At 67.1% G+C, this 24440-nt stretch carries 18 protein-coding genes; 13 read left to right on the top strand and 5 right to left on the bottom strand.

Annotated features, from left to right (window positions below; translation table 11 throughout):
• Positions 1–789: 789 nt before the first annotated feature.
• From hemQ to hemL, 7 genes are all read left to right on the top strand, one after another.
• The gene (gene hemQ / locus ABIA70_RS02740; RefSeq protein ID WP_354146060.1) at positions 790–1491 is read left to right on the top strand and encodes a hydrogen peroxide-dependent heme synthase; all 702 of its coding nucleotides are present in this window, start codon (positions 790–792) and stop codon (positions 1489–1491) included.
• The gene (locus ABIA70_RS02735) at positions 1488–2753 is read left to right on the top strand and encodes a ferrochelatase (RefSeq protein ID WP_354146059.1); all 1266 of its coding nucleotides are present in this window, start codon (positions 1488–1490) and stop codon (positions 2751–2753) included. The genes hemQ and ABIA70_RS02735 overlap by 4 nt, the downstream gene beginning before the upstream one ends.
• Entirely contained in the window at positions 2750–3733 is a 984-nt protein-coding gene (gene hemC / locus ABIA70_RS02730; RefSeq protein WP_354146058.1) for a hydroxymethylbilane synthase, read from the top strand. The genes ABIA70_RS02735 and hemC overlap by 4 nt, the downstream gene beginning before the upstream one ends.
• Complete coding sequence (locus ABIA70_RS02725) at positions 3720–4592, top strand: uroporphyrinogen-III synthase (protein WP_354146057.1); 873 nt, start codon at positions 3720–3722, stop codon at positions 4590–4592. Before hemC ends, ABIA70_RS02725 begins: the two co-directional genes overlap by 14 nt.
• The gene (hemB, locus tag ABIA70_RS02720) at positions 4589–5569 is read left to right on the top strand and encodes a porphobilinogen synthase (protein WP_354146056.1); all 981 of its coding nucleotides are present in this window, start codon (positions 4589–4591) and stop codon (positions 5567–5569) included. Before ABIA70_RS02725 ends, hemB begins: the two co-directional genes overlap by 4 nt.
• Before the next feature lie 56 nt (positions 5570–5625).
• Positions 5626–6744 carry an LLM class flavin-dependent oxidoreductase gene (locus ABIA70_RS02715; protein WP_502917149.1) on the top strand — a complete coding sequence of 373 codons (1119 nt, stop codon included), beginning with the start codon at positions 5626–5628 and terminating at the stop codon, positions 6742–6744.
• Positions 6745–6849: 105 nt separating this feature from the next.
• Positions 6850–8169: a glutamate-1-semialdehyde 2,1-aminomutase gene (gene hemL, locus ABIA70_RS02710; protein ID WP_354146054.1), complete on the top strand. Its 1320-nt coding sequence runs from the start codon at positions 6850–6852 to the stop codon at positions 8167–8169.
• A 114-nt stretch (positions 8170–8283) separates the two neighbouring features.
• Here the strand turns inward: hemL and ABIA70_RS02705 are convergent, their stop codons facing one another.
• The 4 genes from ABIA70_RS02705 to ABIA70_RS02690 all read right to left on the bottom strand — a co-directional run bounded on the left by ABIA70_RS02705 (position 8284) and on the right by ABIA70_RS02690 (position 11753).
• Entirely contained in the window at positions 8284–9021 is a 738-nt protein-coding gene (locus ABIA70_RS02705; RefSeq protein WP_354146053.1) for an amino acid ABC transporter ATP-binding protein, read from the bottom strand.
• The gene (locus tag ABIA70_RS02700; protein ID WP_354146052.1) at positions 9018–9782 is read right to left on the bottom strand and encodes an amino acid ABC transporter permease; all 765 of its coding nucleotides are present in this window, start codon (positions 9780–9782) and stop codon (positions 9018–9020) included. The genes ABIA70_RS02705 and ABIA70_RS02700 overlap by 4 nt, the downstream gene beginning before the upstream one ends.
• A 17-nt stretch (positions 9783–9799) precedes the next feature.
• Positions 9800–10735, bottom strand: coding sequence for a substrate-binding periplasmic protein (locus ABIA70_RS02695; protein ID WP_354146051.1), 936 nt, complete (start codon positions 10733–10735; stop codon positions 9800–9802).
• A 307-nt stretch (positions 10736–11042) separates the two neighbouring features.
• A complete protein-coding gene (locus tag ABIA70_RS02690) occupies positions 11043–11753 on the bottom strand; it encodes a 3'-5' exonuclease (protein ID WP_354146050.1) in 711 nt (236 codons plus the stop codon).
• A gap of 63 nt (positions 11754–11816) precedes the next feature.
• Here ABIA70_RS02690 and ABIA70_RS02685 point away from each other — a divergent pair, with 63 nt between their 5' ends.
• The 3 genes from ABIA70_RS02685 (at position 11817) to ABIA70_RS02675 (ending at position 19188) form a co-directional block, all read left to right on the top strand.
• Entirely contained in the window at positions 11817–12233 is a 417-nt protein-coding gene (locus ABIA70_RS02685) for an MGMT family protein (RefSeq protein ID WP_354146049.1), read from the top strand.
• Positions 12234–12322: 89 nt separating this feature from the next.
• Positions 12323–15670, top strand: a complete 3348-nt coding sequence (locus ABIA70_RS02680; RefSeq protein ID WP_354146580.1) for an ATP-dependent helicase — start codon at positions 12323–12325, stop codon at positions 15668–15670.
• The gene (locus ABIA70_RS02675; protein ID WP_354146048.1) at positions 15667–19188 is read left to right on the top strand and encodes an ATP-dependent helicase; all 3522 of its coding nucleotides are present in this window, start codon (positions 15667–15669) and stop codon (positions 19186–19188) included. Before ABIA70_RS02680 ends, ABIA70_RS02675 begins: the two co-directional genes overlap by 4 nt.
• Here ABIA70_RS02675 and ABIA70_RS02670 read toward each other — a convergent pair.
• Positions 19175–20416 carry a macrolide 2'-phosphotransferase gene (locus ABIA70_RS02670; RefSeq protein WP_354146047.1) on the bottom strand — a complete coding sequence of 414 codons (1242 nt, stop codon included), beginning with the start codon at positions 20414–20416 and terminating at the stop codon, positions 19175–19177. The genes ABIA70_RS02675 and ABIA70_RS02670 overlap by 14 nt on opposite strands.
• 152 nt (positions 20417–20568) lie before the next feature.
• On the opposite strand from ABIA70_RS02670, the gene nudC reads away from it, so the two are divergent.
• The 3 genes from nudC to ABIA70_RS02655 all read left to right on the top strand — a co-directional run bounded on the left by nudC (position 20569) and on the right by ABIA70_RS02655 (position 24390).
• A complete protein-coding gene (gene nudC, locus ABIA70_RS02665; RefSeq protein ID WP_354146046.1) occupies positions 20569–21591 on the top strand; it encodes an NAD(+) diphosphatase in 1023 nt (340 codons plus the stop codon).
• Positions 21592–21652: 61 nt separating this feature from the next.
• A complete protein-coding gene (locus ABIA70_RS02660; RefSeq protein WP_354146045.1) occupies positions 21653–23788 on the top strand; it encodes an ATP-dependent DNA helicase UvrD2 in 2136 nt (711 codons plus the stop codon).
• Positions 23785–24390 carry a M48 metallopeptidase family protein gene (locus tag ABIA70_RS02655; protein WP_354146044.1) on the top strand — a complete coding sequence of 202 codons (606 nt, stop codon included), beginning with the start codon at positions 23785–23787 and terminating at the stop codon, positions 24388–24390. Before ABIA70_RS02660 ends, ABIA70_RS02655 begins: the two co-directional genes overlap by 4 nt.
• Positions 24391–24440 lie beyond the last annotated feature (50 nt).

The following is a 24440-nucleotide window of genomic DNA, read 5'->3' as shown; positions in this document are numbered from 1 at the left end:
CGCACCCGGGCAGGCAGCCACTTCCGGCAAGAACCCGGCGCACAGAGGTCCGTTGAAGGACCGGTTGGGCGTCACCCAAGGCTCTGCCGACGCCACCGACACAGCCTCGCCGGTTCCGGCGCCGACACCCCCGCCCGCAGCTTCCGGTAACGCCGGAACACCGTCCGCAGCCACTCCATCGCCGGTCCCCACGGCGCCGGAGCCTTCTTCCACTTCACCTTCTTCTTCCGCTGTTCCTGCGTCGGCTTCGCCGGGCGAAGCAGCTTCCGGCACAGCCGACCAGAGCCCGCCCGCACAGGCTCCAGAAGGTCCGCCGCGGTCGGACACGGGTGCGGATCCCGACACAGTTTCAGGGGCGGCCGGAGGTTCTCCGGCCGCTGGCGGGTCCGTGTCCGGTGTTCCGGCAACCGGGCCGAGGAGTCCAGGCCAGCCGGATTCGGCCCAGGCTCTCACGCCCGCCGAAAGCCCCTCTCCGTACGGTGCCACGGGCGCAAGCGCCTCCCCGGCAGCCGGTGGAGGAACTGCCGGCAGCACGCCCTCGAGGAGTGCCACGGCAGCGGCCCCCGACGCTGGACCGGCTCCCGAAGCGGCAAAAGTCTGGCTCGGTGTGGGGCTGCTGGGCTCCGCCGGAGCGGCCGGACTCGTTTTCGCCCGCATCCGCCGGATCTGAGGCCGCCGGGAACGCCTGGGGGCTCCGCCCGGCGCCGGATCTGTGAAATTCACCACTTCTACACCCTGTAGAAGTCGCTGGTTTCGACTTGCCGGTTCGGAAGGGGCAAACTGGTAACCATGAGCCACACTTCTGCCGAATCTGTCACTAAAACCGAAGAAACAGCCGAGCAGTTCTTCACGCTTTGGACGGTTTTCAAACGGTCTGAGAATTTCGTGCGCAGCGCTGACGCTGCAGCCGACTTCGAGGCCCTGCTGAGCCGGCTGGCCGAGGCAGGCGTGACGCACCGCGGAAGCTATGACGTCTCGGCAATGCGCGCGGACGCCGACGTGATGGTGTGGCTCCACGGGCCGAAACCCGAGGCCCTGCAGCAGGCCATCCGCGACATCCGCCGCAGCACCCTTTTTGCCGGAACCGAGATCGTCTGGTCCGCCATGGGCGTCCACCGGGAAGCCGAGTTCGCCAAGAACCACACGCCGGCCTACTCGCGCGGCGTGGCGCCGGCCGAATGGCTGTGCGTGTACCCGTTCGTCCGCTCGTACGAGTGGTACATCCTGCCCGAAGAGGAGCGCGGCAAGATGCTGCGCGATCACGGCATGCTCGGCCGCGACTTCCCGCAGGTCATCTCCAACACGGTGTCCTCCTTCGCACTGGGGGACTGGGAATGGATCCTGGGGCTCGAAGCTCCCGAACTGGTTGACCTGGTTGACCTTATGCGGCACCTCCGTGCCACCGAGGCACGCAACCACGTCCGGGAGGAAATTCCCTTCTACACCGGACGCCGCGTCTCCGCTGCCGAGGTTGCAGAGGTCCTCGCATGACCCCGCTGGGCGCCCGGGCCGGGTCCGGAACCACGGCGGTCAACCCTGTCACCGAGGCCGGCCGGATGCCGCCCAAGGATTACGACGCCGTCCTGCTCGCCTCCTTCGGCGGACCGGAAGGCCAGGAGGACGTCCTCCCGTTCCTGCGCAACGTCACCCGTGGCCGCGGCATCCCCGATGAGCGGCTCGAAGAGGTTTCCCACCACTACCGCGTCAACGGTGGCATCAGCCCCATCAACGAGCAGAACCGCCAGCTTAAGGCTGCCCTCGAGGGAGAGCTCGCCGCACGGGGGATTGAACTGCCTGTGCTCTGGGGCAACCGCAACTGGGACCCCTACATCCCGCAGACCCTGCAGGACGCGTACGACGCCGGCCACCGCAAACTGCTGATGGTCACCACCAGTGCCTACTCCTGTTACTCCAGCTGCCGCCAGTACCGGGAGGACATCGGCGTCGCGCTGACCGAGAGCGGGCTTGACGGCCGGCTTGAGGTGGACAAGGTCCGCCAGTACTTCGACCACCCCGGCTTTGTGGAACCGTTCATCGAAGGCACGGCTGCCGGCCTCGCGGATGTGCGTGCGCAGCTGGCCGCGGCGGGCACCCCTGACGCTCCGGTGCATATCCTTTTCGCCACGCACTCCATCCCCACCCGGGATGCCGAGGCCGCCGGCCGGTCAGAGGCCGAGCCGCGCGAATTCGAGGAAGGCTCGGCCTACGTTGCCCAGCACCTGGCCACCGGCGCGGCGGTGATCGAGAGGGTTCAGGCTGAATCGGGGCTGACGGCGCCGTGGTCGCTGGTCTACCAGTCCCGGTCCGGCGCCCCGCATGTGCCGTGGCTCGAACCGGACATTAACGATGCCATCGGGGAGCTAGCCGGCCAGGGCGTCAAAGGCATCGTCATCGTGCCGCTTGGGTTCGTCAGCGACCACATGGAAGTTGTCTGGGACCTGGACACCGAAGCGCTGGAGACCTGCCGCAGCCTGGGTGTGGCCGCCACGCGCGTTCCCACGCCGGGTACGCACCGGAAGTTCGTCACCGGCCTGGTGGACCTCATCTCCGAACGCACCCGCGCCAACAACATCAGTGACCGGCCTGCCCTGACCGGGCTCGGACCGTGGTACGACGTCTGCCGGCCCGGGTGCTGCGCGAACTTCCGCGGGGAGAAGCCCACCATTGCGGGGGCTGACACCACCGTTGGTACCGGGCATGACCCCTACCCGGCCGCGTCAGCTGACGCAGCCGGGGGAGCAGGCGCCCGGTGACCGTCCGGATCGGAACCAGGGCCAGCAAACTTGCCCTGACCCAGACCCAGCAGACCGCAGACCAGCTCTCCGCCGTCGGGGGCTTCCCTGTTGAGCTTGTCCGCATCACTACGGAGGGTGACGTCAAGACCGGCTCGCTGTCCCAGATGGGCGGCACCGGCGTGTTCGTCGCTGCCCTGCGGGACGCCCTGCTGCAGAACACGTGTGACGTTGCGGTGCACTCGCTCAAGGACCTTCCCACGGGTTCTGCGCTTGGCCTCACCATTGCGGCCACCCCCAAACGCGTCGACGTCCGCGATGTCCTGTGCGCGCGGGACGGCCTCAAGCTTGCAGACCTGCCTCAAGGTGCCAAAGTCGGCACGGGCTCGCCCCGTCGCGCTGCCCAGCTGCTCGCCGTCCGGCCGGACCTGAACGTTCAGGACATCCGCGGCAACGTGGACACCAGGCTGGGCCGCGTGCCCGGCCTCCCGGGCAACGCGCCGGACGCCCCAGGTGACCTCGACGCAGTGGTGCTCGCGGCAGCAGGACTGGAACGGATCGGCCGGCTGGACACGGTGAGCGAGTTCCTCGAGACCGATGTCATGCTCCCGGCCCCCGGCCAGGGTTCGCTTGCGATCGAGTGCCGCACGGCCGATGCTCCGGGTGGTGCCGGGTCCGCCGCAAGCCCGCAGGGCGTACTTGCCCAGGCACTCGCCGCCCTCAACGACGTCGACACCCGGCTGGCGGTGACCGCCGAACGCGCCGTACTGGCGCGTCTGGAGGCTGGCTGTGCTGCACCGGTGGGCGCGTTCGCGTACCGCAAGGGCAGCATGCTCTACCTCGAAGCGGTGGTGTGCGCCGTGGACGGCACCAGGACAGTACGCGAGAAGAAGGCCACAGACGGTCTCACCGAGATCGGCGCGACGCTGCTCGGTATCGAGGTGGCCGAGCTCCTGCTTGCTGCCGGCGCCGCGGAGATCGCGGATCTTGCCGCGTCCTGATGACCTGGGCGCCCTCGGTGGCAGGCGGGTCCTGATCACCCGGAGCGCTGACCGGGCACGCCCGCTGGCCTCGCTGCTCAGCAGCCTCGGGGCCGAACCGTTGCTCCTGCCGCTCATCGACTTCGAGCGGGCAGCGGACCAGTCCGCCCTGGATCACGCCTTGGATGCACTGGCGGCCGGAGCCTTCGACTGGCTCGTGGTCAGCAGCATCACGACGGTGCGCGTGCTTCTGGAAAAGGCCGCCGAGCGCGGGACCCCGCCCGCCGCACTGGTGCCGGCCCGAACGCGCGTGGCCACGATCGGCCCATCCTCCAGGCAGATACTGGAGGCCGTGGGTATCCCAGTGGCGCTGGCCCCGGTGGACATCCAGTCCGCCGAGGGACTCGTGGATCTGTGGGCCGCCGCTCCGGTGAGCGTGCTGCTGCCGCAGGCAGACATCGCTGCCCCCGCCCTGCGTGAGGGGCTGGCTGCCAAAGGCGCCGCCGTCACCGCCGTCATCGCCTACCACACCGTCGACTTTCCGGCCCGGCCGGGGCTCCGCCTGGAAGCGGAACTGCCTGCCGCCGTCGGCGGTTCCACCGCTGCCGCACCCCAGGAACTCAGCCCCTCGCAGACCAGACGGGAGCTCGACGGCGGGACGATCGACGCCGTCGTGGCCGCCTCACCCAGCGCCGTACGCCGTATCGCCGCGACCCTGCTCCCGCTGGGCAGTTGCCGTTTCGTCGCGATCGGGCGTCCGACGGCGGCAGAAGCTGCCGCGCTGGGCATCCCGGTGGCGGCCACCGCCAAAGTACCCACCCCGGACGGCATTGCGGCCGCCCTGGGCTCCGTATTCGCCAACGAAGGGACCATCCGATGAGCTTTCCGAACCACCGCCCGCGCCGGCTCCGCACCACCCCGGCCATGCGCCGGCTCACCGCGGAGTACCGGCTGGCCCCGGCGGATCTGATCCTGCCCGCGTTTATCCGCGAAGGCATCAGCGAGCCCGTCCCCATCACCTCTATGCCGGGCGTTGTGCAGCACACCACCGAATCCCTCAAGCGGGCCGCGGCCGAGGCTGTCCAACTGGGAGTCGGCGGCATCATGCTCTTCGGCGTGCCGGCCGTGCGCGATGCCCGCGGCACGGCGTCCCTGGACCCGGAGGGCGTGCTTAACAAGGCCATCCGGGATGTCCGTGCCGAGGTGGGCGATGACCTGGTCATCATGGGCGACGTCTGCCTCGACGAATTCACCGACCACGGCCACTGCGGCGTCCTCGACGCCGACGGTTACGTGGACAACGACGCCACCCTGGAAATCTACGGCCAGATGGCCGTAGCCCAGGCCGACGCCGGCGCTCACGTCCTGGGCCCTTCAGGCATGATGGACGGCCAGATCGCCGTCATCCGCCAGGCCCTGGAGGAGTCAGGCCACAAGAACACCGTCATCCTCGCCTACGCGGCAAAGTACGCCTCCGCCTTTTACGGCCCCTTCCGCGAAGCCGTGGACTCCCAGCTCAAAGGCGACAGGCGGACATACCAGATGGATGCCGCCAACCGCCGCGAAGCCATCCTTGAGGTGGAACTGGACCTTGAAGAAGGCGCCGACATGGTCATGGTGAAGCCGGCCATGAGTTACCTGGACATCCTGGCTGACATCGCTGCGATGAGCCCCGTGCCGGTGTCGGCCTACCAGATTTCCGGGGAATACGCGATGATCGAGGCCGCCGCTGCCAACGGCTGGATCGACCGGCGCGGCGCCATCACCGAATCCGTCCTCGGCATCAAGCGGGCGGGTGCCGATACCGTGCTGACGTACTGGGCTTCCGAACTTGCCGGCTGGCTCAAGGAATCCTGACGTGTTGAATCGCGGCGACCGGGAATGTTTCCGGACGGCCGGAGGTTTGTATGCGTATGCATGAAAATAAGCAGCTTCCCGTGACCAGTCCTGTAATCCCGGACAACCCCACCGCCCCTGTCCCGGCGGACACCATCCGGCTGGGCGTCAGCACTTTCGGCGACGTCGACCTGGCGGCCGACGGCACACCCAAACACCACGCCGAGGTACTGCGCCAGGTGGTGGAACAGGCCAAGGTGGCGGACGCCGTCGGGCTCCATTCGTTTGGCGTGGGAGAACATCACCGCAAGGATTTCGCCATCAGCGCGCCGGAGGTGGTGCTGGCGGCCATCGCCACAGCCACGGAGAATATCCGGCTCGGCAGCGCGGTAACGGTCCTGAGCTCTGACGATCCCGTCCGCGTTTTCCAGCGGTTCGCCACTCTCGACGCTCTGTCCAACGGCCGGGCCGAAGTGATCCTGGGCAGGGGCTCCTTCACGGAATCCTTCCCCCTGTTCGGGTACGACCTTGGGGACTATGACGTCCTGTTCGAGGAGAAGCTGGACATCTATGACCGTGTGCGTACCCAGAACCCGGTGAACTGGGATGGCCGTACCCGGGCCAGCCTCCGCGGACAGATGGTCTACCCGCACGTTGAAGGGCGCCTGCTTCCCACCTGGATCGGAGTTGGCGGCTCGCCGCAGTCCGTGGTCCGCACCGCTTCCTACGGTTACCCGATGGTCCTGGCGATCATTGGCGGCGAACCGGAACGGTTCCGCCCCTATGCCGACCTGTACCGGCGCACCCTGGCCGAGGCCGGCAAGGAACCGCAGGCTTTGTCCGTCCATTCACCGGGCTACGTGGCCGAGACTGACGAACAGGCCCTTGAGGAGTACTACCCGCATTGGCTGGCCACCAGGAACAAAATCGGGGCGGAGCGCGGTTGGGGCCCCGCCGGCCGTGGCGAGTTCGAAGCCGCCGCCGACGAGGACGGCGCGCTGTTCATCGGTTCCCCGGACACGGTGGCCGCGAAGGTGGTCAGGCTCAAGGGCACCCTCGGCGCGGACCGCTTCGAGATGAAGTACAGCAGCGGCACCCTGCCCCACGGGCAGATGATGCGCTCCATCGAACTGTTCGGTTCCAAAGTGGCGCCTCTGGTCGCGGACATGCTCGCCGACATGCCCGCGGACCGCTGACGGACGGCTGACCTTAACCGTCGTCGGCTGCCGCCGGAGCCCGCGCGGCCTGGGCTCCGGCGGCGCCTTGGAAGATGGGGCGCGCGGGGATGGGAGAATAAGGGCATGACTCGTTCCGATGACCTCTTTGCCCGTGCCCAGACCCTGATGCCCGGCGGCGTCAACTCGCCCGTCCGGGCCTTCGGCTCGGTGGGCGGGACGCCGAAGTTCATGGTTTCTGCCAAGGGCCCATACCTGACCGATGCCGACGGCATCGAGTACGTGGACCTGGTCTGCTCCTGGGGCCCGGCACTGCTTGGCCACGCCCACCCTGCCGTCCTTGAGGCGGTGCACGCCGCCGTGGACCGCGGACTGTCCTTCGGTGCCTCGACCCCTGACGAGGCGAACCTTGCAGCCCTCGTGCAGGAGCGTGTTCCTGCCGCCGAGCGCGTGCGGATGGTTTCCACCGGCACCGAGGCCACCATGACCGCCGTCCGACTGGCCCGCGGCTACACCGGCCGGAACCTCATCATCAAGTTCGCCGGCTGCTACCACGGCCACCTCGACGGTCTGCTGGCCGCCGCAGGATCCGGTGTTGCCACCCTGGCTCTGCCGGGCTCTGCCGGCGTCACCGAAGCCACAGCCGCCGAAACCCTGGTGCTGCCGTACAACGACCTCGCCGCCGTCGAGGCCGCGTTTGCTGCTCACGGGCCCAACATTGCGGCCGTCATCACCGAAGCCGCCCCGGCCAACATGGGCGTTGTCACGCCGGGGGAGGGCTTCAACCTCGGACTGTCCCGCATCACCCGCGAGCACGGCGCCCTGCTGATCGTTGACGAGGTCCTCACCGGCTTCCGGACCGGCTACTCGGGATACTGGGGCCTGACCGGCGGGGCGCCGGATGCCGCCGAGCCGTGGACCCCGGACCTGCTCACCTTCGGAAAGGTCATCGGCGGTGGAATGCCGGCGGCGGCGCTCGCCGGGCGTGCGGACGTGATGGACTACCTGGCGCCGCTCGGCCCGGTCTACCAGGCCGGCACACTCTCCGGTAACCCGGTGGCCATGGCAGCCGGGGTAGCCACGCTGACGCACGCCACCCGCGATGTCTACTCCTTTGTGGACGTCCGCTCGCTGGAGCTCTCCTCGGCGTTGTCCGCCGCCCTCGACGAAGCGGGTGTTGACCACTCCATCCAGTTCGCCGGAAACCTCTTCTCCGTGGCATTCGGAACGTCGGCCAACGGTGTGCACAACTATGCAGACGCCCAGGCCCAGGAGACCTACCGGTACGCGCCGTTCTTCCACTCCATGCTGGACTCCGGCGTTTACCTGCCACCGTCCGTCTTCGAAGCCTGGTTCCTCTCGGCAGCCCACGACGACGCAGCCATGAACCGTATCTTCGATGCCCTCCCGGCCGCGGCGAAAGCCGCCGCAGCCGCGCAGGCCTAGCGTCGCCGTCGGGCGTCAACTGTGCCTGAAAGGCGAAAATCCCCGCCTCCCTGACAAATCCCCGCCTCATGCGAGGGGGAACAGTCCGGGAAGCGGGGATTTCTGTCGATGTGCCTAGAGGACGTCGGAGAGGAAGCCTTTCAGGCGTTCGGTTTCGGGTGCGGTGAAGATCTTTTCGGGCGGACCCGACTCCACCACAACACCGGCGTCCATGAACGTCACGGTGTCCGAGACGTTGCGGGAGAAGCCCATTTCGTGGGTCACCACCACCATGGTCATGCCGCCTTTGGCGAGATCGGCCATGAGGGCCAGGACGCCTTTGACGAGCTCGGGGTCCAGCGCCGAGGTGGCTTCGTCGAAGAACATCACCTCCGGCTTCATGGCCAGAGCGCGGGCGATTGCGACGCGCTGCATCTGACCGCCGGAGAGGTTGGCCGGCCGTGCGTCAGCTTTGTGCTTCAGGCCGACCAGGTCAAGCTGCTCCAAAGCTTCGGCGCGGGCCTGGTCCTTGGACAGCTTACGGAGCTTGCGCAGCGCCAGGCTGACATTGTCCACCACCGTTTTGTGCGGGAAGAGGTTGAACTGCTGGAACACCATGCCGATCCGCTGGCGCAGTTCGTCAGGGTTGTCCTTCAGAACCGAGCGGCCGTCCAGCAGGATATCGCCCTGGTCCGGTTCGATCAGCCTGTTCATGACCCTCAGCAGCGTCGACTTACCGGAGCCGGAGGGGCCGATGACCGAAGCCGTGGTGCCCTTCTCCACGTGGAGGTCGATCCCGCGCAGCACGTGGTTGTGGCCGAATGACAGGTGCAGGTTCTTGCCGGTCAGGGTGCCGGAGGTGAATTCGGTCATGCCTGTGCCCCCTTGCCGATAGGTGCTGCCAACTCGTCCGGTTCCTTCTTCTCCGGCCGGCCAGTCCTCAGCCGGTTGTCGATGAAGTTCACGAAGTGGGTCAGTGGCACGGTCAGAATCAGATACAGCAGGCCTGCGGCAACCAGGGGTGAAAGATTCCCTGTGTTGGCCATGGCATCGTTCCCGATCCGGAAGATTTCGCGGTCTGAAGAGGCAAGGCCCAGCATGAAGACGAGCGAGGAATCCTTCAGGAGCGAGATGAACTGGTTAACCAAGGCAGGAAGGACCCGGCGGATGCCCTGCGGCACCACCACCAGGCGCATGGAGCTGCCATAGCTGAAGCCCAAAGCCCGCGAGGCCTCCAGCTGGCCTTTCTCCACGCTCTGGATGCCGGAGCGGAAGATCTCACCAATGTAGGCGCCGGCGATGAGGGTCAGTGCCAGGATGCCCAGCGGATAGGGGTTGCGGTTGCCCGTGAGTTCCCTGGCTATGGGGCTCAGCCCAATGCCGATCACCAGGATGACCAGAATGGCGGGAAGCCCCCGGAACAGGTCGGTGTAGATCCTCGCTGCCCAGCGGGCCACCGGATTCCGGGAAATACCCATGAGTGCCAGTGCCAGCCCCAGGAGGGAGCCGAGGATGCCCGATGCAACGGCCAGGATCAGGGTGTTGGGCAGACCCACCATGAGGAGGGAGGGAATGACTTTCGCCATTTCCTCCCAGTTGAGGAACGTATCGCCCAGTTGCTCCAGGAGATCCATACGCGGTGAGGCCCGGGTCAGCTCTTGGGAACCGTGACAGCCTTGCTGCCCGGCTTCCAGTCGGCGGGGGTCTCGCGGTTCGGGTACCACTCCTTGGTCAGCTTGGACCAGGTGCCGTCAGCGATTACGGCGTCAAGTCCGGAGTTCAGGGCGTCGATCAGGGCCTTGTTGTCCTTGTTCACTGCGTAAGCCGTGAAGTTCTGGGTGTTCACTACGGATTCGGCGATGACCGTGCCGTCGCCCTCCTTCACCTGTCCGGTGGCCTGCTGGGAAGGTGCTACCCAGGCATCGATCTGGCCGTTGCGCACGTTTGCGTACACGGTGGCGTAGTCCGGGAAGCGGACCGGCTCCAGTTTCAGCGTGTTCGTGACGTAGTCGTCCTGGACGGTGCCCTGGACGACGCCGATGCGGACGTTGGCGTCAAGGTCGGCGAAGCCCTTGACGTCGCTGTCGGTCTTGGCCACTACAGCCATGAAGCCGAAGTCGTAGCCGTTGGTGAAGCCGACATTGGCGCGGCGGGCGTCGGTGGTGGAGATGGAGGAGGAGCCCATGTCGAACTGCTTCGTCTGCACCTGGGAAAGCAGGGCCGAGAAGTCAGTGGCCACAAATTCAACCTCAAGCCCCAGCTTGCCGGCAATGGCGCGCAGGAGCTCGTTGTCGTAGCCGGTGAACTTGCCCGAGGGGTCGATGAAGATATTCGGCGGCGCGTCGGAGAGCGTGCCAACCTCGAGCTTGCCTTCAGTGTTCAGGCCCAGCTTGGTCTTGTCGATCTTCTCGATCGGGGTGACGTCGGCGGTGGTGTACCGGTCCAGCGTCTGCTTGTCGCTGCCGGCCAGCGCGTCCGTGGGGGTGCCGCTGGGCTGGGCTGTGCCCGAGCCGCAGGCGGCCAGCGAGAGCGCCAGGGCCACCGCTACCGGAGCGGTGGTCAGCCACTTCATGGCTTTAGTCTTCATGAGGTAGTCACTTTCATCTGAGTCAGAAGTTCAACCGGGCCGAAAGGCTACGCGTGTGGCGCCTGGAGCGTTGCTCCCAGAATGCCGGCCGGCCGGGGCGGGTTTACCGCAGAACTTAATCATCTCATTTTCCACTTTTAGGCATTTCACACGAAGTAACGGTGGCAAAATGGGCGCAACGTCGAATTTTGCGTAGCTTGGGATATCCGCTGAACATCAAATGAATGGAAAGTGCAGACTGAACCGAATCCCATGGAGGCGGCGGGGCGGCCCGCTTCCAAGGGGAGAAGCGTGAGTTAGCTCTCAGCTAGAATTCGCCGCGCCCGCCATCTTCCGGCGGCAGGACCGGCCATTCGCCCTCGATCACGGCGGCAGGCTTGGTCTTTCGAAGGTAGTTCTGGAAGTCCGCTGCCTGGCTGACGGCCCAGTCCTTCTGCAGCTCGTGAAGCTGGCTTGCGGGCATTTTCAGCTTGGGGAACTTGATGGCCATGGCATCGAGCATCCGGAGCGTGGCAAGGGCATCGGCTGCGGAGGTATGGGCGTTGTCCAGGGTGATGCCGTATTCCTCGCACAATGCCGTCAGGGTGCGCTTGCCCTTGCGGTATCTGTCCACCTGCTTGTTCATGATGTATGGATCCAGGACGGGGAACCGGCTGAGCTGCCGGATCCCGTGGCGGGCAGACTCCGCCGCGAGGACTGTGAAGTCGTAGCTGGCATTGAAGGCGATGACTGGAATTCCGGCGTCGAACAGTTCCTGCAGTACCGTGGCCAGCTCGCCCGTGACTTCGCCGGCCGGCCGGCCCTCACGCCGGGCCTGCTCGGTGGTGACTCCATGGACGTCGCTGGCTTCGGCCGGGATTTCGACACCCGGATCGGCGAGCCACTCGTGTTCCTTGATCACATCGCCCTTGTGGTCGACCACTGTCACTGATGCTGTGACAATGCGCGCAGCACGCGAATTCCGGCCGGTGGTTTCGAGGTCGAACGCTGCACGGGGGAGGGTGTTCCAGGTGGTCATGCTTCAACGCTACCGGCGGGCACCGACAGGATCGTGGAACGCCACTGCGGCTAATCTGGATCCATGCGGATTGAGTACGTCGAGGCGGTGCTGGCGGTGGTTGAGCTGGTTCCCTCAGGAACCGCAGTGGCCTACGGGGACGTGGCCGAGCTCCTGGGGTCCGGCGGGCCCCGTCAGATTGGGCGTGTGATGAGTCACTACGGCAGTGACGTTCCCTGGTGGCGGATCCTCAAATCCAACGGCCAGGCCCCCGAGGGTCACGAGGCCAGGGCTCTCCGGCACTACCTTGCGGAGGGGACGCCTCTCCTGGGTGATCATGAGGGCTACCTCAGAACCGGCGAGGGCCGCTGGCGGGTTGACCTGACGGCAGCCCGCTGGTCACCGGGTGAGGACGATTTCGACCGGATTGATGCCATTGCGGAGCAACTGGAGCGGCGGCTCCGCAGATTGTCAGTGGCTGATGATGGAATGTCTGTGTGACCGCAACTATCCCTGAAGTCGAACCCCTTGGCAGTTCCCACGGCGACTCTGAGCCGAACTTCGGCGCAGGCCGCCCCGGCGGGACGGGCCTGCGCCTCCTTCCGCCACGGCAGGTCCACCACGAGGTTCCGGTGTTGTCTGCGGACCAGCGGGAGGCTGTTGAGGTACCGCACGGTGCGGGCCCCGTGCTCGTTCCGGGCGCGCCGGGGACCGGCAAATCCACGGTCCTGATCGAAGCTGCCGTCCGCCGCGCTCTGAAGGACGGAGTGGATCCGGAACGCATCCTGATCCTGGCTCCGGGACGCCTCGCCGCCGACTCGCTCCGGGACCGGTTCACGGCCCGGTTGGACCGAAGCCTGAGTACCACGCCGGCCAGGACGTGGGCCTCGTACGCCTTCGACCTGATACGCCGGGCCAAAGCGGAAGGAATCCTCCCGCTTGCGCGTCAGCCGCGCCTCCTCTCCGGCCCGGAGCAGGACCTGATCATCCGCGAACTCCTGGAAGGCCACCGGATGCCGGGACTGGAACTTCCCTGGCCTGCGGATCTGGAAGCGGCACTTGAGACCCGCGGCTTCCGCCAGGAGGTTCGGCAACTGTTTGACCGCATCATCGAATCCGGCAGGACAGCAGAGGACCTGGCGGAACTGGGCCGCCAGTGCGGCCGGCCGGACTGGATCGCCGCCGCGGCACTGTACGCCGAGTACCGCGACGTGCTGGACCTGCGGATGCCTGAGGCGTTTGACCCCGCCGGGATCATCACCACGGCGCGGCAGATTTTCCAGGACGTCCCCGGCTTTCTGGCGGCGGAACGGGAACGGCTCCAACTGGTCCTGGTGGACGACGTGCAGGAAGCCAACCCTGCCGTTTTCGAACTGCTGGCTGACATCGCCGCGGGCAAGGACTGCTATGTGGCCTATTCTCCGGACACCGTGGTGCAGGGCTTCCGCGGTGCCCGGCCCGATCTCGTCGCGGACCTCCCACGGCTGCTTGCCCCGGGAGGCAGCGTCATCGAGCGGCCGCTCTGGCATACCCATCGGCACACCCCCGCCATCGCCGAGGCATGGCTCGGCGTCGCCGGGCGGATCTCGCAGCGCGCCGGCGGCCAGTTGGCCCGGCGGCTGGAGCAGCCGCAACCTGAGGCCGGGCCACTGCACGGGTCCGGGGCCGCGGAACGCGGCACACCGAACATGGGCACCGTGGAAGCACACCTCGTGCCTTCTCCGGTGCACGAACTGCGGTACGTTGCCCAGCGCATCCTGGACCAGCACGTCAACCACGGCCGGGATCTTGCCGAAATCGCAGTGATCGTGCGCAACGGCGGCCAGCTCAGCGAGCTGCAACGCTACCTGTCGGGCCAGGGAATCCCGGTGCGCGTCCCCGTGGCTGAATCCGCTGTCCGCGACGAAGTCGCGGTCCGGCCGTTGCTGGATGCCTATGCCATCGCGCTCGACCCGGCGCTCCTTACGCCCGAGACCGCCGTCGCGCTCCTGACATCCCGGATCGGCGGCGCCACCTCCATTGAACTTCGCAGGCTCCGGCAGTCCCTCCGGCAGGAGGAGCTTCAGGGCGGCGGCGGGCGCACCAGCGACGCCCTGCTGGTGGAGGCGCTTTTGGAACCGGGCGCACTGGGGACGCTGGGCATGGAAGGCCGCGCCGCCCGTCGCACTGCGCGTATGATCCAGGCCGGCCGCGCTGCGGCAGCCGGGCCGGGAGCCAATGCCGAGTCGGTGCTCTGGGCTCTGTGGCACTCCACCGGGCTGGCTAACGTGTGGACTGAATCGGCTTTGTCCGGGGGGTCCCATGGCGCACGGGCGGACCGGGACCTCGATGCCATGATGGCTCTCTTCCATACTGCCGAGCGCTACGTGGACCAAATGCCCGGTGCCGGCCCCGAGCAGTTCCTCGAATACCTCCTGAACCAGGAACTGCCCATGGACACCCTTGCGGCGCGGGCCCAGGTCGATGACGCGGTGGAGCTGATGACGCCGGCCAGCGCTGCCGGGCGGCAGTGGCCGGTGGTCATTGTGGCGGGTCTGCAGGAAGGCGTCTGGCCCAACACACGGCTCCGCGGTGAGCTTCTGGGCAGCAGTCTGTATGCCGACGCAGTGGAGCACGGCGTCGGCTATGCCCTGCAGCTCGACCCGCTCAGCCGGCTGCGGGAAATCCGCTACGACGAACTCCGGAGCTTCTCCACAGCGGTTTCCAGGGCCTGCGAGATCCTGATCTGCACGGCGGTCTCCTCGGAAGATGACCAGCCGTCGTCGTTCCTGGACTACGTCGCGCCGCTCGAGCCGGGCGCGGAGGGGAGGGTGTTCACTGCGGTTGAGCGGCCCATGACTCTCCGTGCCCTGGTGGCCGAGCTGCGCCAGTACGCCCAACTGGACGGAAAGTACGGGCCCGAAGCCGCTGAAGCTACCAGGGTCCTAGCCGAACTTGCCTCCGCTGAACCTCCCGTTCCCGGAGCGCACCCGGACAGCTGGTGGGGCCTGTCCCCGCTGTCATCGTCGGAGCCGGTTGTTCCACCTGGAGGAACCGTTTACGTCTCACCCTCGAAAGTGGAATCCGTCCAGAAATCCCCGCTTGACTGGTTTGTGCAGGCCGCCGGGGGAGAGGCAGCCACGGACTTTGCCCGCAGCCTGGGCACCCTCGTCCACGCCATTGCGCAGGACATGCCGGATGCCTCCGGCGGCGAATACGTGGCCGAACTCGTCCGCCGCTGGCCCGCCTTGGGAATGAAGGACAACTGGGAAGGCAAGCTGGACTTCCAGCGGGCCGAAACGATGGTGCGCAAGCTCGCCCAGTATGTCCTCGTCATGCGCAGTGAAGGCCGAACCCTGCTGGGCGTGGAGCAGGATTTTGAAGTCCGGCTCCCCGATGTGGCGGTGGCGCCGTCCGTAGACGGGCAGAATGCTGAGACAGATGCGGGGAACGGGGCCGACGGCGCCCTGGCACCTGGCGACGAGGGTGCGGCGGCCGATCCACGCGGGTCCGTTGCACGCGCCGCCGTTCTCCGCGGCCAGGTTGACCGGCTCGAGATCGATGCCGAGGGAAGGCTGGTCATCGTGGACCTCAAGACAGGCAAACGCCAGCCGGGAAAAACGGAGCTGTCCCGGCATCCCCAGCTGGGCGCGTACCAGGCTGCGGTCCTGGCGGGCGGCTTCACCGACGCAGTGGGGGTTTCCGCCACGGCAGCGCCTGGCGGGGCGGTGCTGGCACAGCTGGGAACAACCACCAAGAGCCCCGGAATCCAGCAGCAGCAGCCCCTGGATCCGCAGGAGAACTGGGCGCTTGAAATGGTCACCGGCGCGGCCACGGTGATGGCAGGGAACAGCTTCGAGGCACGCCATGATCCATCGAAGAGCGGCCATGGCGGCCATGGCTGCAGGCTTCCGGAGGTCTGCCCGCTGTGTGTCCGCGGAAAGCAGGTCACCGAATGAGCCCGGACAAACTTCCCGAGCCCCTTTTCAGCCCGGAGAAGCTTTCCGCGTTGCTTGGCGAAAAGAACACACCCACCCCTGAACAGTCCGCCATCATCTCCTCACCCCTTTCCCCGCGGCTGGTCATTGCCGGAGCGGGATCCGGGAAAACAGCCACCATGGCCGACCGCGTTGTGTGGCTCGTGGCAAACGGCTGGGTCAGGCCCGAGGAAGTCCTCGGCGTGACGTTTACCAGGAAGGCGGCCGGTGAGCTGGCCACGCGGATCAGGGCCAAGCTCGCCTCGCTGACGCGCATAGCCGCCCAGGATACGCAGAACGCCGTCTTCCCTGCCGGCCTTCTCAGCAGTGACGCCCTCGAGCCCAAAGTATCCACCTATCACTCGTTTGCCAGCGGAATCGTGTCGGACTACGGGCTGCGGCTCGGGGTGGAACGGGACGTTGTGCTCCTCGGCGGGGCGCAGGCCTGGCAGCTCGCCACCGAAGTGGTGGAGGCCTTCGACGGCGACTACCGCCACTTCAGGGCAGCCAAGTCCACGCTGGTCAAGGCCGTCATCCAGCTCGCCGGTGAATGCGCCGAGCACCTGCAGGAGCCGGCCGACGTCGAGGCCTGGCTGATGGCCCGCCTCGCCGAATTCGAGGAGCGGCCCTACCTGGCCGGCGCCGCGAAGAACGCCCCGCAGGGTGTCGCCGAACTGGCGGCCATGCTGCGCACCAGGGCAAGCGTTGCTGACATGGTGGGCCGCTATGCTGCTGCCAAAAGGGCGCGGGGTGCGCTGGACTTCGGTGACCTCGTGGCCCTGGCTGCCCGCGTGGCCAGGGAGATTCCGCTGGCCGCACAGATGGAGCGGCAGCGCTACAAAGTGGTGCTCCTGGACGAGTTCCAGGACACCTCCTATGCCCAGCTCGTTCTGTTTTCGAGGCTCTTCGGTGACGGGCATGCTGTCACTGCAGTGGGTGATCCAAACCAGTCGATCTACGGTTTCCGCGGGGCATCGGCCGGGCAGTTGTTCCACTTCGTCCGTGAGTTCCCCGTCCGGGTGGAAGGCCGCGACGGCCCCGACGGACGCGAGGGCGGCGATGGCGGCGACGGCCAGGCGCGTTACGCGCCGGCCCCGACGTCGTATCTCACGACGGCGTGGCGCAACGGGCGAGCCATCCTTTCGGCGGCCAACATCATGTCCGAAGCCTTGGGAAGGGCCGAGGAACAGAAAGCACCGGCCGGAGTGGCCGGAAAGTCTGCGGCCGCGAATGTGCCGCCCCTGCAGCCCAGTCCTTTCGCGGCAGCCGGACAGGTCGTACTGGGCCGTTTCAGCACCGACGTCGAGGAGGCCGCGGCACTCGCCGGGGATGTCCTGAGATACCGGGTCACTGACTTTGAGCACGCGGCCGACGGCACGCCCGTGCCGCCGGCCCTGGCAGTCCTTTGCCGGCGCCGGGCGCAGATGGAGACGATTCGGCGGGAATTCGAGTCGAGGGGCATCCCCTACGAGATCGTGGGACTGGGGGGACTGCTCGACACTGCCGAGATCGTTGACCTCGTTGCCACGCTTCGGGTGCTGGCCGACCCCGGGCGCTCGGACTCTTTGATGCGCCTGCTGGCTGGCGCCCGGTGGCGGATCGGACCGGCCGACCTGATGGCTTTCCGGGACTGGTCCGGCCAGCTGGCCCGCCGGCGCGGGTATCTTTCTGCAGCCAACCCACCGGAGGACATTGCGGCGGACGGTTCCGATGACGCTGTCATTGAGAGCGACCTGACTGATGGCGCAAGCCTGGTGGAGGCCCTTGACTGGCTCCCGCGCGAAGGCTGGACGTCCTCCCACGGCAGGACGTTGACCGGCGAGGCACGCGAACGCCTCGCCAGGCTCTCAGCCGAACTAAGGCAGCTGCGCGGCTATCTCGGAGATGACCTGACCACACTCCTCGGCGAGGTGGAACGGGCCATGCTGCTCGACATTGAAGTTGCTGCACGCCCCGGAACCAGCATCCACCAGGCACGCCGCAACCTGGATGCCTTCCAGGACGCCGCGGCCGGCTTCCTGAGGACCTCACACCGGGTGGACATCCTTGCGTTCCTCGCCTGGCTGGAGGCTGCAGCGGTCGAGGAGAACGGCCTCGAGGCTCCTGCTTCGGACATCAACCGGGAGGCCGTGCAGCTGCTGACCGTCCATGCCTCCAAGGGCCTCGAATGGGATGTCGTCTTTGTCCCCGGCCTCAATAACGGCGCCTTTCCCAGCAACAAGGACTCCCGATGGAGCAGTGGAGCGGCAGCCCTGCCCTGGCCACTTCGCGGGGACCGTGCGGATTTGCCCCAATGGGATACTGACCAGCCGGACCAAAAGGGCTGGCTTGATGCTGAGAAGGACTTCAAGTCAGCTGTCCAGGGCCACGTGGAGGGAGAGGAACGCCGGCTCGCCTACGTCGCCTACACCAGGGCGAAGCACATCCTGTGGGTGGCCAGCGCGGCCTGGGTCGGTTCGAGGGCCGGGCGCGCGGAGATGTCGCCGTTCCTGGCCGAGCTGGAAAGTCTGGTCACGCCGGCGGAAGGAATGGCGGGGGCAGCAGTGGTGCACCCCGCTTCGGTGGACGAAGCTTCGCTGCCTGAAAAAAGCCCGCTGACCGCCGGTATGGAGGTTGCGGGATGGCCCTATGACCCGCTGGAGGGGCCGGCGGATCCGCGGACCGGTGAGCGCCTGCGGCTTGTACCGGGAAGACGGCTGGCGATGGAGCGCGCCGCCGCACGCGTGCGGGCAGGCATTGCGGGGTGGAACCCCGCCGCTGAACCAGCCGGGGAGGGCAAAGCGGCCGCCGGCGTCACGGCCGCGCGAGGGCTCCGGGGCAACGCCGCTGGGTGGGCCGCTGAAGCCGCCCTGCTGATGGAGCGCCGTTCCAGGCGGGCCGGCGGCCAGGATGTACACCTGCCCGGCCACATTTCTGCGTCCACCCTGGTGGACCTCGGCGAGGATCCACATGCGGTGGTGGGCAGGCTGCGAAGGCCCGTACCACGCGAACCCGGCATGTCAGCCCGAAAAGGCACGGCGTTCCACGGCTGGGTCGAAGAGTACTTTGGCGCCGCCGGAATGCTTGACCTCGGCGAGGCGCCGGGCTCGGACGGCCACATCGACGCAGCGTACGATCTCGACGCCATGGTGGCGACCTTCAAGGCCTCTGAATGGGCCAATCGGTCCCCGGCCTTTGTGGAAGTGCCGGTGGAAACCCGGGTGGGCGACGTCGTGGTCCGCGGGCGCATTGACGCCGTGTTCCGTGATGCCGATGGGCGGTGGGACCTCGTGGATTGGAAGACCGGCCGCAGGCCTGCTCCGGCACAGCTCCGGACTAAGTCGGTCCAGTTGGCCGTGTACCGGCTGGCATGGGCCCGGCTGAAGGGCGTGGCGCTCGACGACGTCAGGGCCGCCTTCTTCTATGTGGCGGACAACCAGGTGGTGCGGCCGCACGATCTTGGCTCTGCCGGGGAACTCGAACAGATCGTTGCCACTGCCCTCGGTGTCAGCGCTTCCTGACGTCGATGATGCTGATGGCCGCGGTGGAGGTGTCGTCGGCGGACCGGGCCGCCGGCGCTGCCTCAGCCGCTTCGTCCGCTGATGGCTCCGCCACGAGGAAAGGTTTCGCAGCTTGGCCCTGTGCCGGCGTCGGGTCCGCGGGGATGGGGCCAACCTCAACGGCAGGCAGGGCGGATACGGGCTGTGCCGGCAGGACGGGTACCGGGACGACAGTCACCGCCGGCGACGGCGCGACCGTCACTACCGGCGTCGGGACGCTTGTCGCAGCGGGTCGTTCCTGGCCTGGCAGGGGTTCGACGCTGATTGCCTGGCCGCCGTGTTCTTCAATGTCGGACGCAAGGGTCTCCAGCATCCCCTCCGCCTCGGCGACCATCGTGGCGTCGCCGGCGGCAATGCCCTTCACCAGGTATTGGGCCAGTGCGAACTCGGCGGACAGGGCGGCCCGGCGGAGCAGGTGCTGATCCGGAGCGTCACGGCGGGCCTGCGTGTAGCTGCTGAGGACCGAATCGACGAAGTCCTGTTCGTTGGAGGCAACCAGCCAGGCGAAGTCATCAGCGGGATCCCCGATCCGCAGGTCGGTCCAGCCGGTTACGGCGGTGACGCGGCTGCCCTCTATGAGCAGGTTGTCCTCATGGAGGTCGCCGTGGACCACGCATGGGTTAAACCGCCAGAGCGAGACGTCCTCCAGTGCGTGTTCCCAGCGGATCAAAAGCAACGCCGGAATTTTTCCGGTGGTGGCTGCCTGGTCGAGTTCGTTCAGCCGGCGCTGTCGAAATTCATTCGGGGTATAGCTGGGCAGGTCTGCGTTACTGACCAGGGTTTGCGGCAGATCGTGGATTGCGGCCAGGGCCATTCCGATTTCCCGGGCAAGTACATCCGGACCTGCCGTGAGTTCCTCCACGCTCCGGGTGCTGCCGGCCAGGTGCGAGTACACAAAGGTGCTCAGGCTGCCGAGCCGGACGCTGCCGGCCACGGTGGGCATCAGGAAGGGCAGTTCAGCCCGAATGGCCGGTGCGAAGGCCCGGAGCACCAGGAATTCCGTTTCCAGCCTGGCACTGGCCTCTGCGTGCCGCGGCGACCTCACCCTCCAGTGCTTACCTTCCGAGTCAAGGAGCAGGGCGGAGTCGAAATCCGCGGGATCGTCCGCAGCGGAGCTAACGGCGGTTGGCGTCAGCCCGGGGACGGCCGCAGTTGCAACGGCTGCCAGTTCGATCGGTTTTCTTCTCACCATTCCACGGTAGATTGAGTCGCGCCCCAGCGGACGATGTGCGGGCGGCGAGTCTGAAGATAAGCGCCAAAACTCCGTATTCCGGGCCGGGCCGGGCTCCGGACGGTTCCCGCTGAATGTAAATTGTCGGTCCGAGTCAGTACGGTGGACACATGAGTCATGCCGAGTCCGCAACACCGGCCTACCAGATGCAGGCAGGCGAACTGCCGGCCAACCTCCTGTTCGACACCGTACTTCCGGTGCGGCCGGCCCTGCTTGACCGCGGATCGGCTGACCGTGTCCGGCCCGGTATGGTGGACGAACTGGCCGCGCGGGACGGCACGTTGGCCGTGGTCCTTTCCGGACGGCAGGCACTGGTGCAGGGAGACATGCTGTGGCTCGCCCCAGCTCCCCGGCTGCTCGCCGCCCTGCATGGCCTTGGCTCAGCCCCGGATCTGCTCATCTACCTCGGCTCGGCCCTGGCCGGTTCGGATCTCCCGGCAGAGACCGAAGTTGTCCTTTTTGTCCTGCCTGAACAGTTGGATCCGGGCTCCGCAGGGATCCCGTTGGATGCTTCGTGGGCCGGTTTCCGGGATGTGGCGGCCGCCCTTGACCCCACGGACACTGCCCTGTTTGTTGAAGCAAGTGCCATCGCCAACTGGCACGCGGGCCATACCCACTGCCCCCGCTGCGGCGTGCCCACTGCCGTCGAGGCCGGCGGTTGGGTCCGGCGCTGCCCCCAGGACGGCTCGGAACATTATCCGCGGACAGATCCCGCCATTATCGTCACAGTCGTCGGTCCGGACGGACGGCTCCTGCTGGGTGGCGGCGGCCCGGTTGACGCCAAGAACTATTCCACCCTTGCCGGTTTCGTTGAACCCGGGGAATCCCTTGAACAGGCCGTGGTCAGGGAGATCCACGAGGAAGTCGGCGTCAGGGTAACCGGATGCCAGTACCTTGGATCGCAGTCGTGGCCGTTCCCCGCCTCCCTTATGCTTGGATTCACCGCCGTCACGGCAGACAACGTGGCAAAGCCCGACGGCGTGGAAGTGACCCGGGCGCGTTGGTTCAGCCGGGAGGAACTCCAGGAAGCCGTGTTGGCAGGGGACATCACCATCTCCAGCCGGCTGTCGATTGCGCGCTCGCTGATCGAGCACTGGTACGGCGGCCGGATCCTGGACCGCGCAGACGCCTGAACAGGCACCACCCATTGGTTAGACGCCAGCACGTGGCCGTCGCGACAACAGAGCAGCAGAAGTGACCACAGAGAATTTTGACAGCACAGAGTCCCTTGAGGAACGCATCCTCGGGGGACTGGATGCCGAGCAGCGCGAGGTCGCCAGCACGCTTAACGGGCCCTTGTGCGTTCTCGCCGGTGCGGGCACCGGAAAAACCCGGGCAATTACCCACCGGATTGCCTACGGCGTGCATTCAGGGGTGTACAGCCCGCAGCGGCTCCTGGCCGTGACGTTTACGGCCCGGGCCGCAGCGGAAATGCGCAGCAGGCTCCGGGACCTCGGCGTGGGCAACGTGCAGGCCCGCACTTTCCACGCTGCGGCCCTCAGGCAGCTGCAGTTTTTTTGGCCGCAGGCCGTGGGCGGCACGCTGCCCAACCTCCTGGATCACAAGGCCCAGATGATCGCCGAGGCGTCCCGCCGGCTCAGGCTCAGTACGGACCGTGCGTCCATCCGCGACCTCGCATCGGAGATCGAGTGGGCCAAGGTCTCCATGCTGACCCCGGCCAACTACCTGGAGAACGCCCAGGGCAGGGGAACGCCCGGCGGGTTCGATCTCACCGCCGTCGCCCGTGTCTTCCAGTCCTACGAGGACGTCAAGACCGACCGGAATGTCATCGACTTCGAGGATGTCCTTCTGATAACGGTAGGCATCCTGCAGGAGGACCAGAAAGTCGCCGCCACGGTCCGGGAACAGTACCGGCACTTCGTGGTGGACGAGTATCAGGACGTTTCCCCGCTGCAGCAGCGGCTCCTTGAACTATGGCTCGGCGGCCGCGACGAATTGTGTGTTGTCGGCGACGCCAGCCAGACCATCTACTCCTTCACCGGCGCCTCGCCCAAGCACCTGCTGGGTTTCAAGGCACAGTATCCGGACGCCAGCGTGGTGAAGCTCATCCGCGATTACCGCTCGACGCCGCAGGTGGTCAAGCTGGCCAATGATCTCCTGGCGGCGCGGCGCAGCGGCGGACCGGTCGCCGATGCTGCCTGGGCCGCTCCGCTGCAGCTTGTGGCGCAGCGGCCGGCCGGGCCGGTGCCGCAGTTCACCGAATGCACTGACGACGAAGCCGAGGCGGCCACCGTGGCCATCAAGGTCCGGGAACTGCTCGACGCCGGCACTCCCGCCAGCCAGGTCGCCGTCCTATTCCGCACCAACGGGCAGTCCGAAGCCTACGAGCAGGCGCTCGCCGCGGCCGGGATCGGCTACCAGCTCCGTGGCGGTGAGCGGTTCTTCGCCCGCAAGGAAGTCCGGGATGCCATCCTTCAGTTGCGGGCCGCCACCCGGGCAGTCGCCGAAACCTCATCGCCGGAACCACTGGGTCAGTTGGTCCGGGATATTGTTGCCTCGCTTGGGTACACGGAGGCAGCTCCCCACAATGGCGGGGCCTTGCGTGAACGCTGGGAATCATTGGCGGCGCTGGTGGCGCTCGCGGACGAACTCGTCCAGGTCCGGGGCGACCAGTTCAGCCTCGCGGACTTCGTCAACGAGCTTCAGGAACGGTCCCTGGCCCAGCATGCGCCAACCGTCCAGGGTGTAACCCTTGCATCGCTCCATGCGGCAAAAGGCCTCGAGTGGGATGCGGTTTTCCTGGTGGGCCTCAGCGAAGGCCTGATGCCGATCTCCTTCGCGGACACTCCCGAGGCTGTGGACGAGGAACGCCGGCTCCTCTACGTGGGGATCACCCGGGCCCGCGAACACCTGGCCCTGTCCTGGTCCACCGCGCGCACGCCCGGCGGCCGGGCGAACCGCAAGCCCTCACGCTTCCTGGACGGACTCCGGCCCAACTCAGTGGCCAGTTCCAGCGTCCGGGGCAAGGGCCCGGCGCCACGCCGCAAAGCTGCCGCCCCGGCCATTTGCCGGGTTTGCGGGAGCATGCTCGCCAGCGGCGCGGAACGCAAGGTCGGGCGCTGTAACGACTGCCCGCCCAGCTACGAGGAACAGACCTTTGAAGCGCTGCGGCAGTGGCGGAAGGAAATTGCACTCACCGCGGAGGTCCCGGCGTTTGTGGTGTTCACGGATGCCACGCTGACGGCCATCGCAGAGGCCAAACCGTCAACCATGGAGGAACTGGCAGCGCTGGCGGGCGTCGGCCCGTCCAAGCTGGAACGCTACGGCCAGGACGTCCTGCGCGTGCTGGTTGAAAGCACCACCCTGTGAGGCGCACGCAGGGCGGCCAGCCCCAGGCCCCGCTGACCACACATGACGGTCTGCCGGTCGTGGTGCGGCGGTCCGCCCGCCGGACCAGGACTGTCGCTGCATTCTGGGAAAACGGGACCGCCGTAGTGGCCATCCCTGCCCGGTTCACAGCCGCCCAGGAGTCGGAGTGGGTCCACCGGATGCTGGACAAGCTGCACCGCCAGGGTGTGAAACGCGCCCAGCAGGGGAAGCGGCAGCCCGCGACGGACGCCGCACTGGCGGCCCACGCTGCGGACCTGTCCGCCAGATATTTTGCCGGCAGGGCAGTCCCGACGTCGGTCCGCTGGGTCAGCAACCAGAACTCGCGCTGGGGCTCGGCGACGCCGTCGGAAGGAACCATCCGGCTCTCCGACAAGATCCGGCCCATGCCCCAGTGGGTGATCGACTATGTGCTGCTGCATGAGCTCGCCCACCTCCTGGTGGCGGGGCACAACGCCGCGTTCTGGAAGCTGCTGGAGGCCTACCCCGACACGATGCGGGCCAAAGCCTTCCTGGAGGGCGTGTCGTTTGCCACCGGCCGCGGGCTCGGACCGGGCGGACCCGGCGACGCAGACGCCGATTAACGGTCCTGCTTAGGAAAATTCAGCGTCGGACGGTACGGCGTCGGACGGTA

This window comes from Arthrobacter sp. 754, from assembly GCF_040548695.1.
Lineage (GTDB): Bacteria > Actinomycetota > Actinomycetes > Actinomycetales > Micrococcaceae > Arthrobacter.
The sequence above is the reverse complement of the archived record's forward strand: the minus strand, read 5'-3'. Positions and strand labels throughout refer to the sequence as shown.

Coding starts and splice junctions, on each gene's coding strand:
- ABIA70_RS02675 (WP_354146048.1), top strand. CDS start 15,667: ATGAGCCCGGACAAACTTCCCGAGCCCCTTTTCAGCCCGGAGAAGCTT.
- hemB (WP_354146056.1), top strand. CDS start 4,589: ATGAGCTTTCCGAACCACCGCCCGCGCCGGCTCCGCACCACCCCGGCC.
- ABIA70_RS02705 (WP_354146053.1), bottom strand. CDS start 9,021: ATGACCGAATTCACCTCCGGCACCCTGACCGGCAAGAACCTGCACCTG.
- ABIA70_RS02700 (WP_354146052.1), bottom strand. CDS start 9,782: ATGGATCTCCTGGAGCAACTGGGCGATACGTTCCTCAACTGGGAGGAA.
- nudC (WP_354146046.1), top strand. CDS start 20,569: ATGAGTCATGCCGAGTCCGCAACACCGGCCTACCAGATGCAGGCAGGC.
- ABIA70_RS02690 (WP_354146050.1), bottom strand. CDS start 11,753: ATGACCACCTGGAACACCCTCCCCCGTGCAGCGTTCGACCTCGAAACC.
- ABIA70_RS02695 (WP_354146051.1), bottom strand. CDS start 10,735: ATGAAGACTAAAGCCATGAAGTGGCTGACCACCGCTCCGGTAGCGGTG.
- ABIA70_RS02715 (WP_502917149.1), top strand. CDS start 5,626: ATGCATGAAAATAAGCAGCTTCCCGTGACCAGTCCTGTAATCCCGGAC.
- hemL (WP_354146054.1), top strand. CDS start 6,850: ATGACTCGTTCCGATGACCTCTTTGCCCGTGCCCAGACCCTGATGCCC.
- ABIA70_RS02685 (WP_354146049.1), top strand. CDS start 11,817: ATGCGGATTGAGTACGTCGAGGCGGTGCTGGCGGTGGTTGAGCTGGTT.
- hemQ (WP_354146060.1), top strand. CDS start 790: ATGAGCCACACTTCTGCCGAATCTGTCACTAAAACCGAAGAAACAGCC.
- ABIA70_RS02735 (WP_354146059.1), top strand. CDS start 1,488: ATGACCCCGCTGGGCGCCCGGGCCGGGTCCGGAACCACGGCGGTCAAC.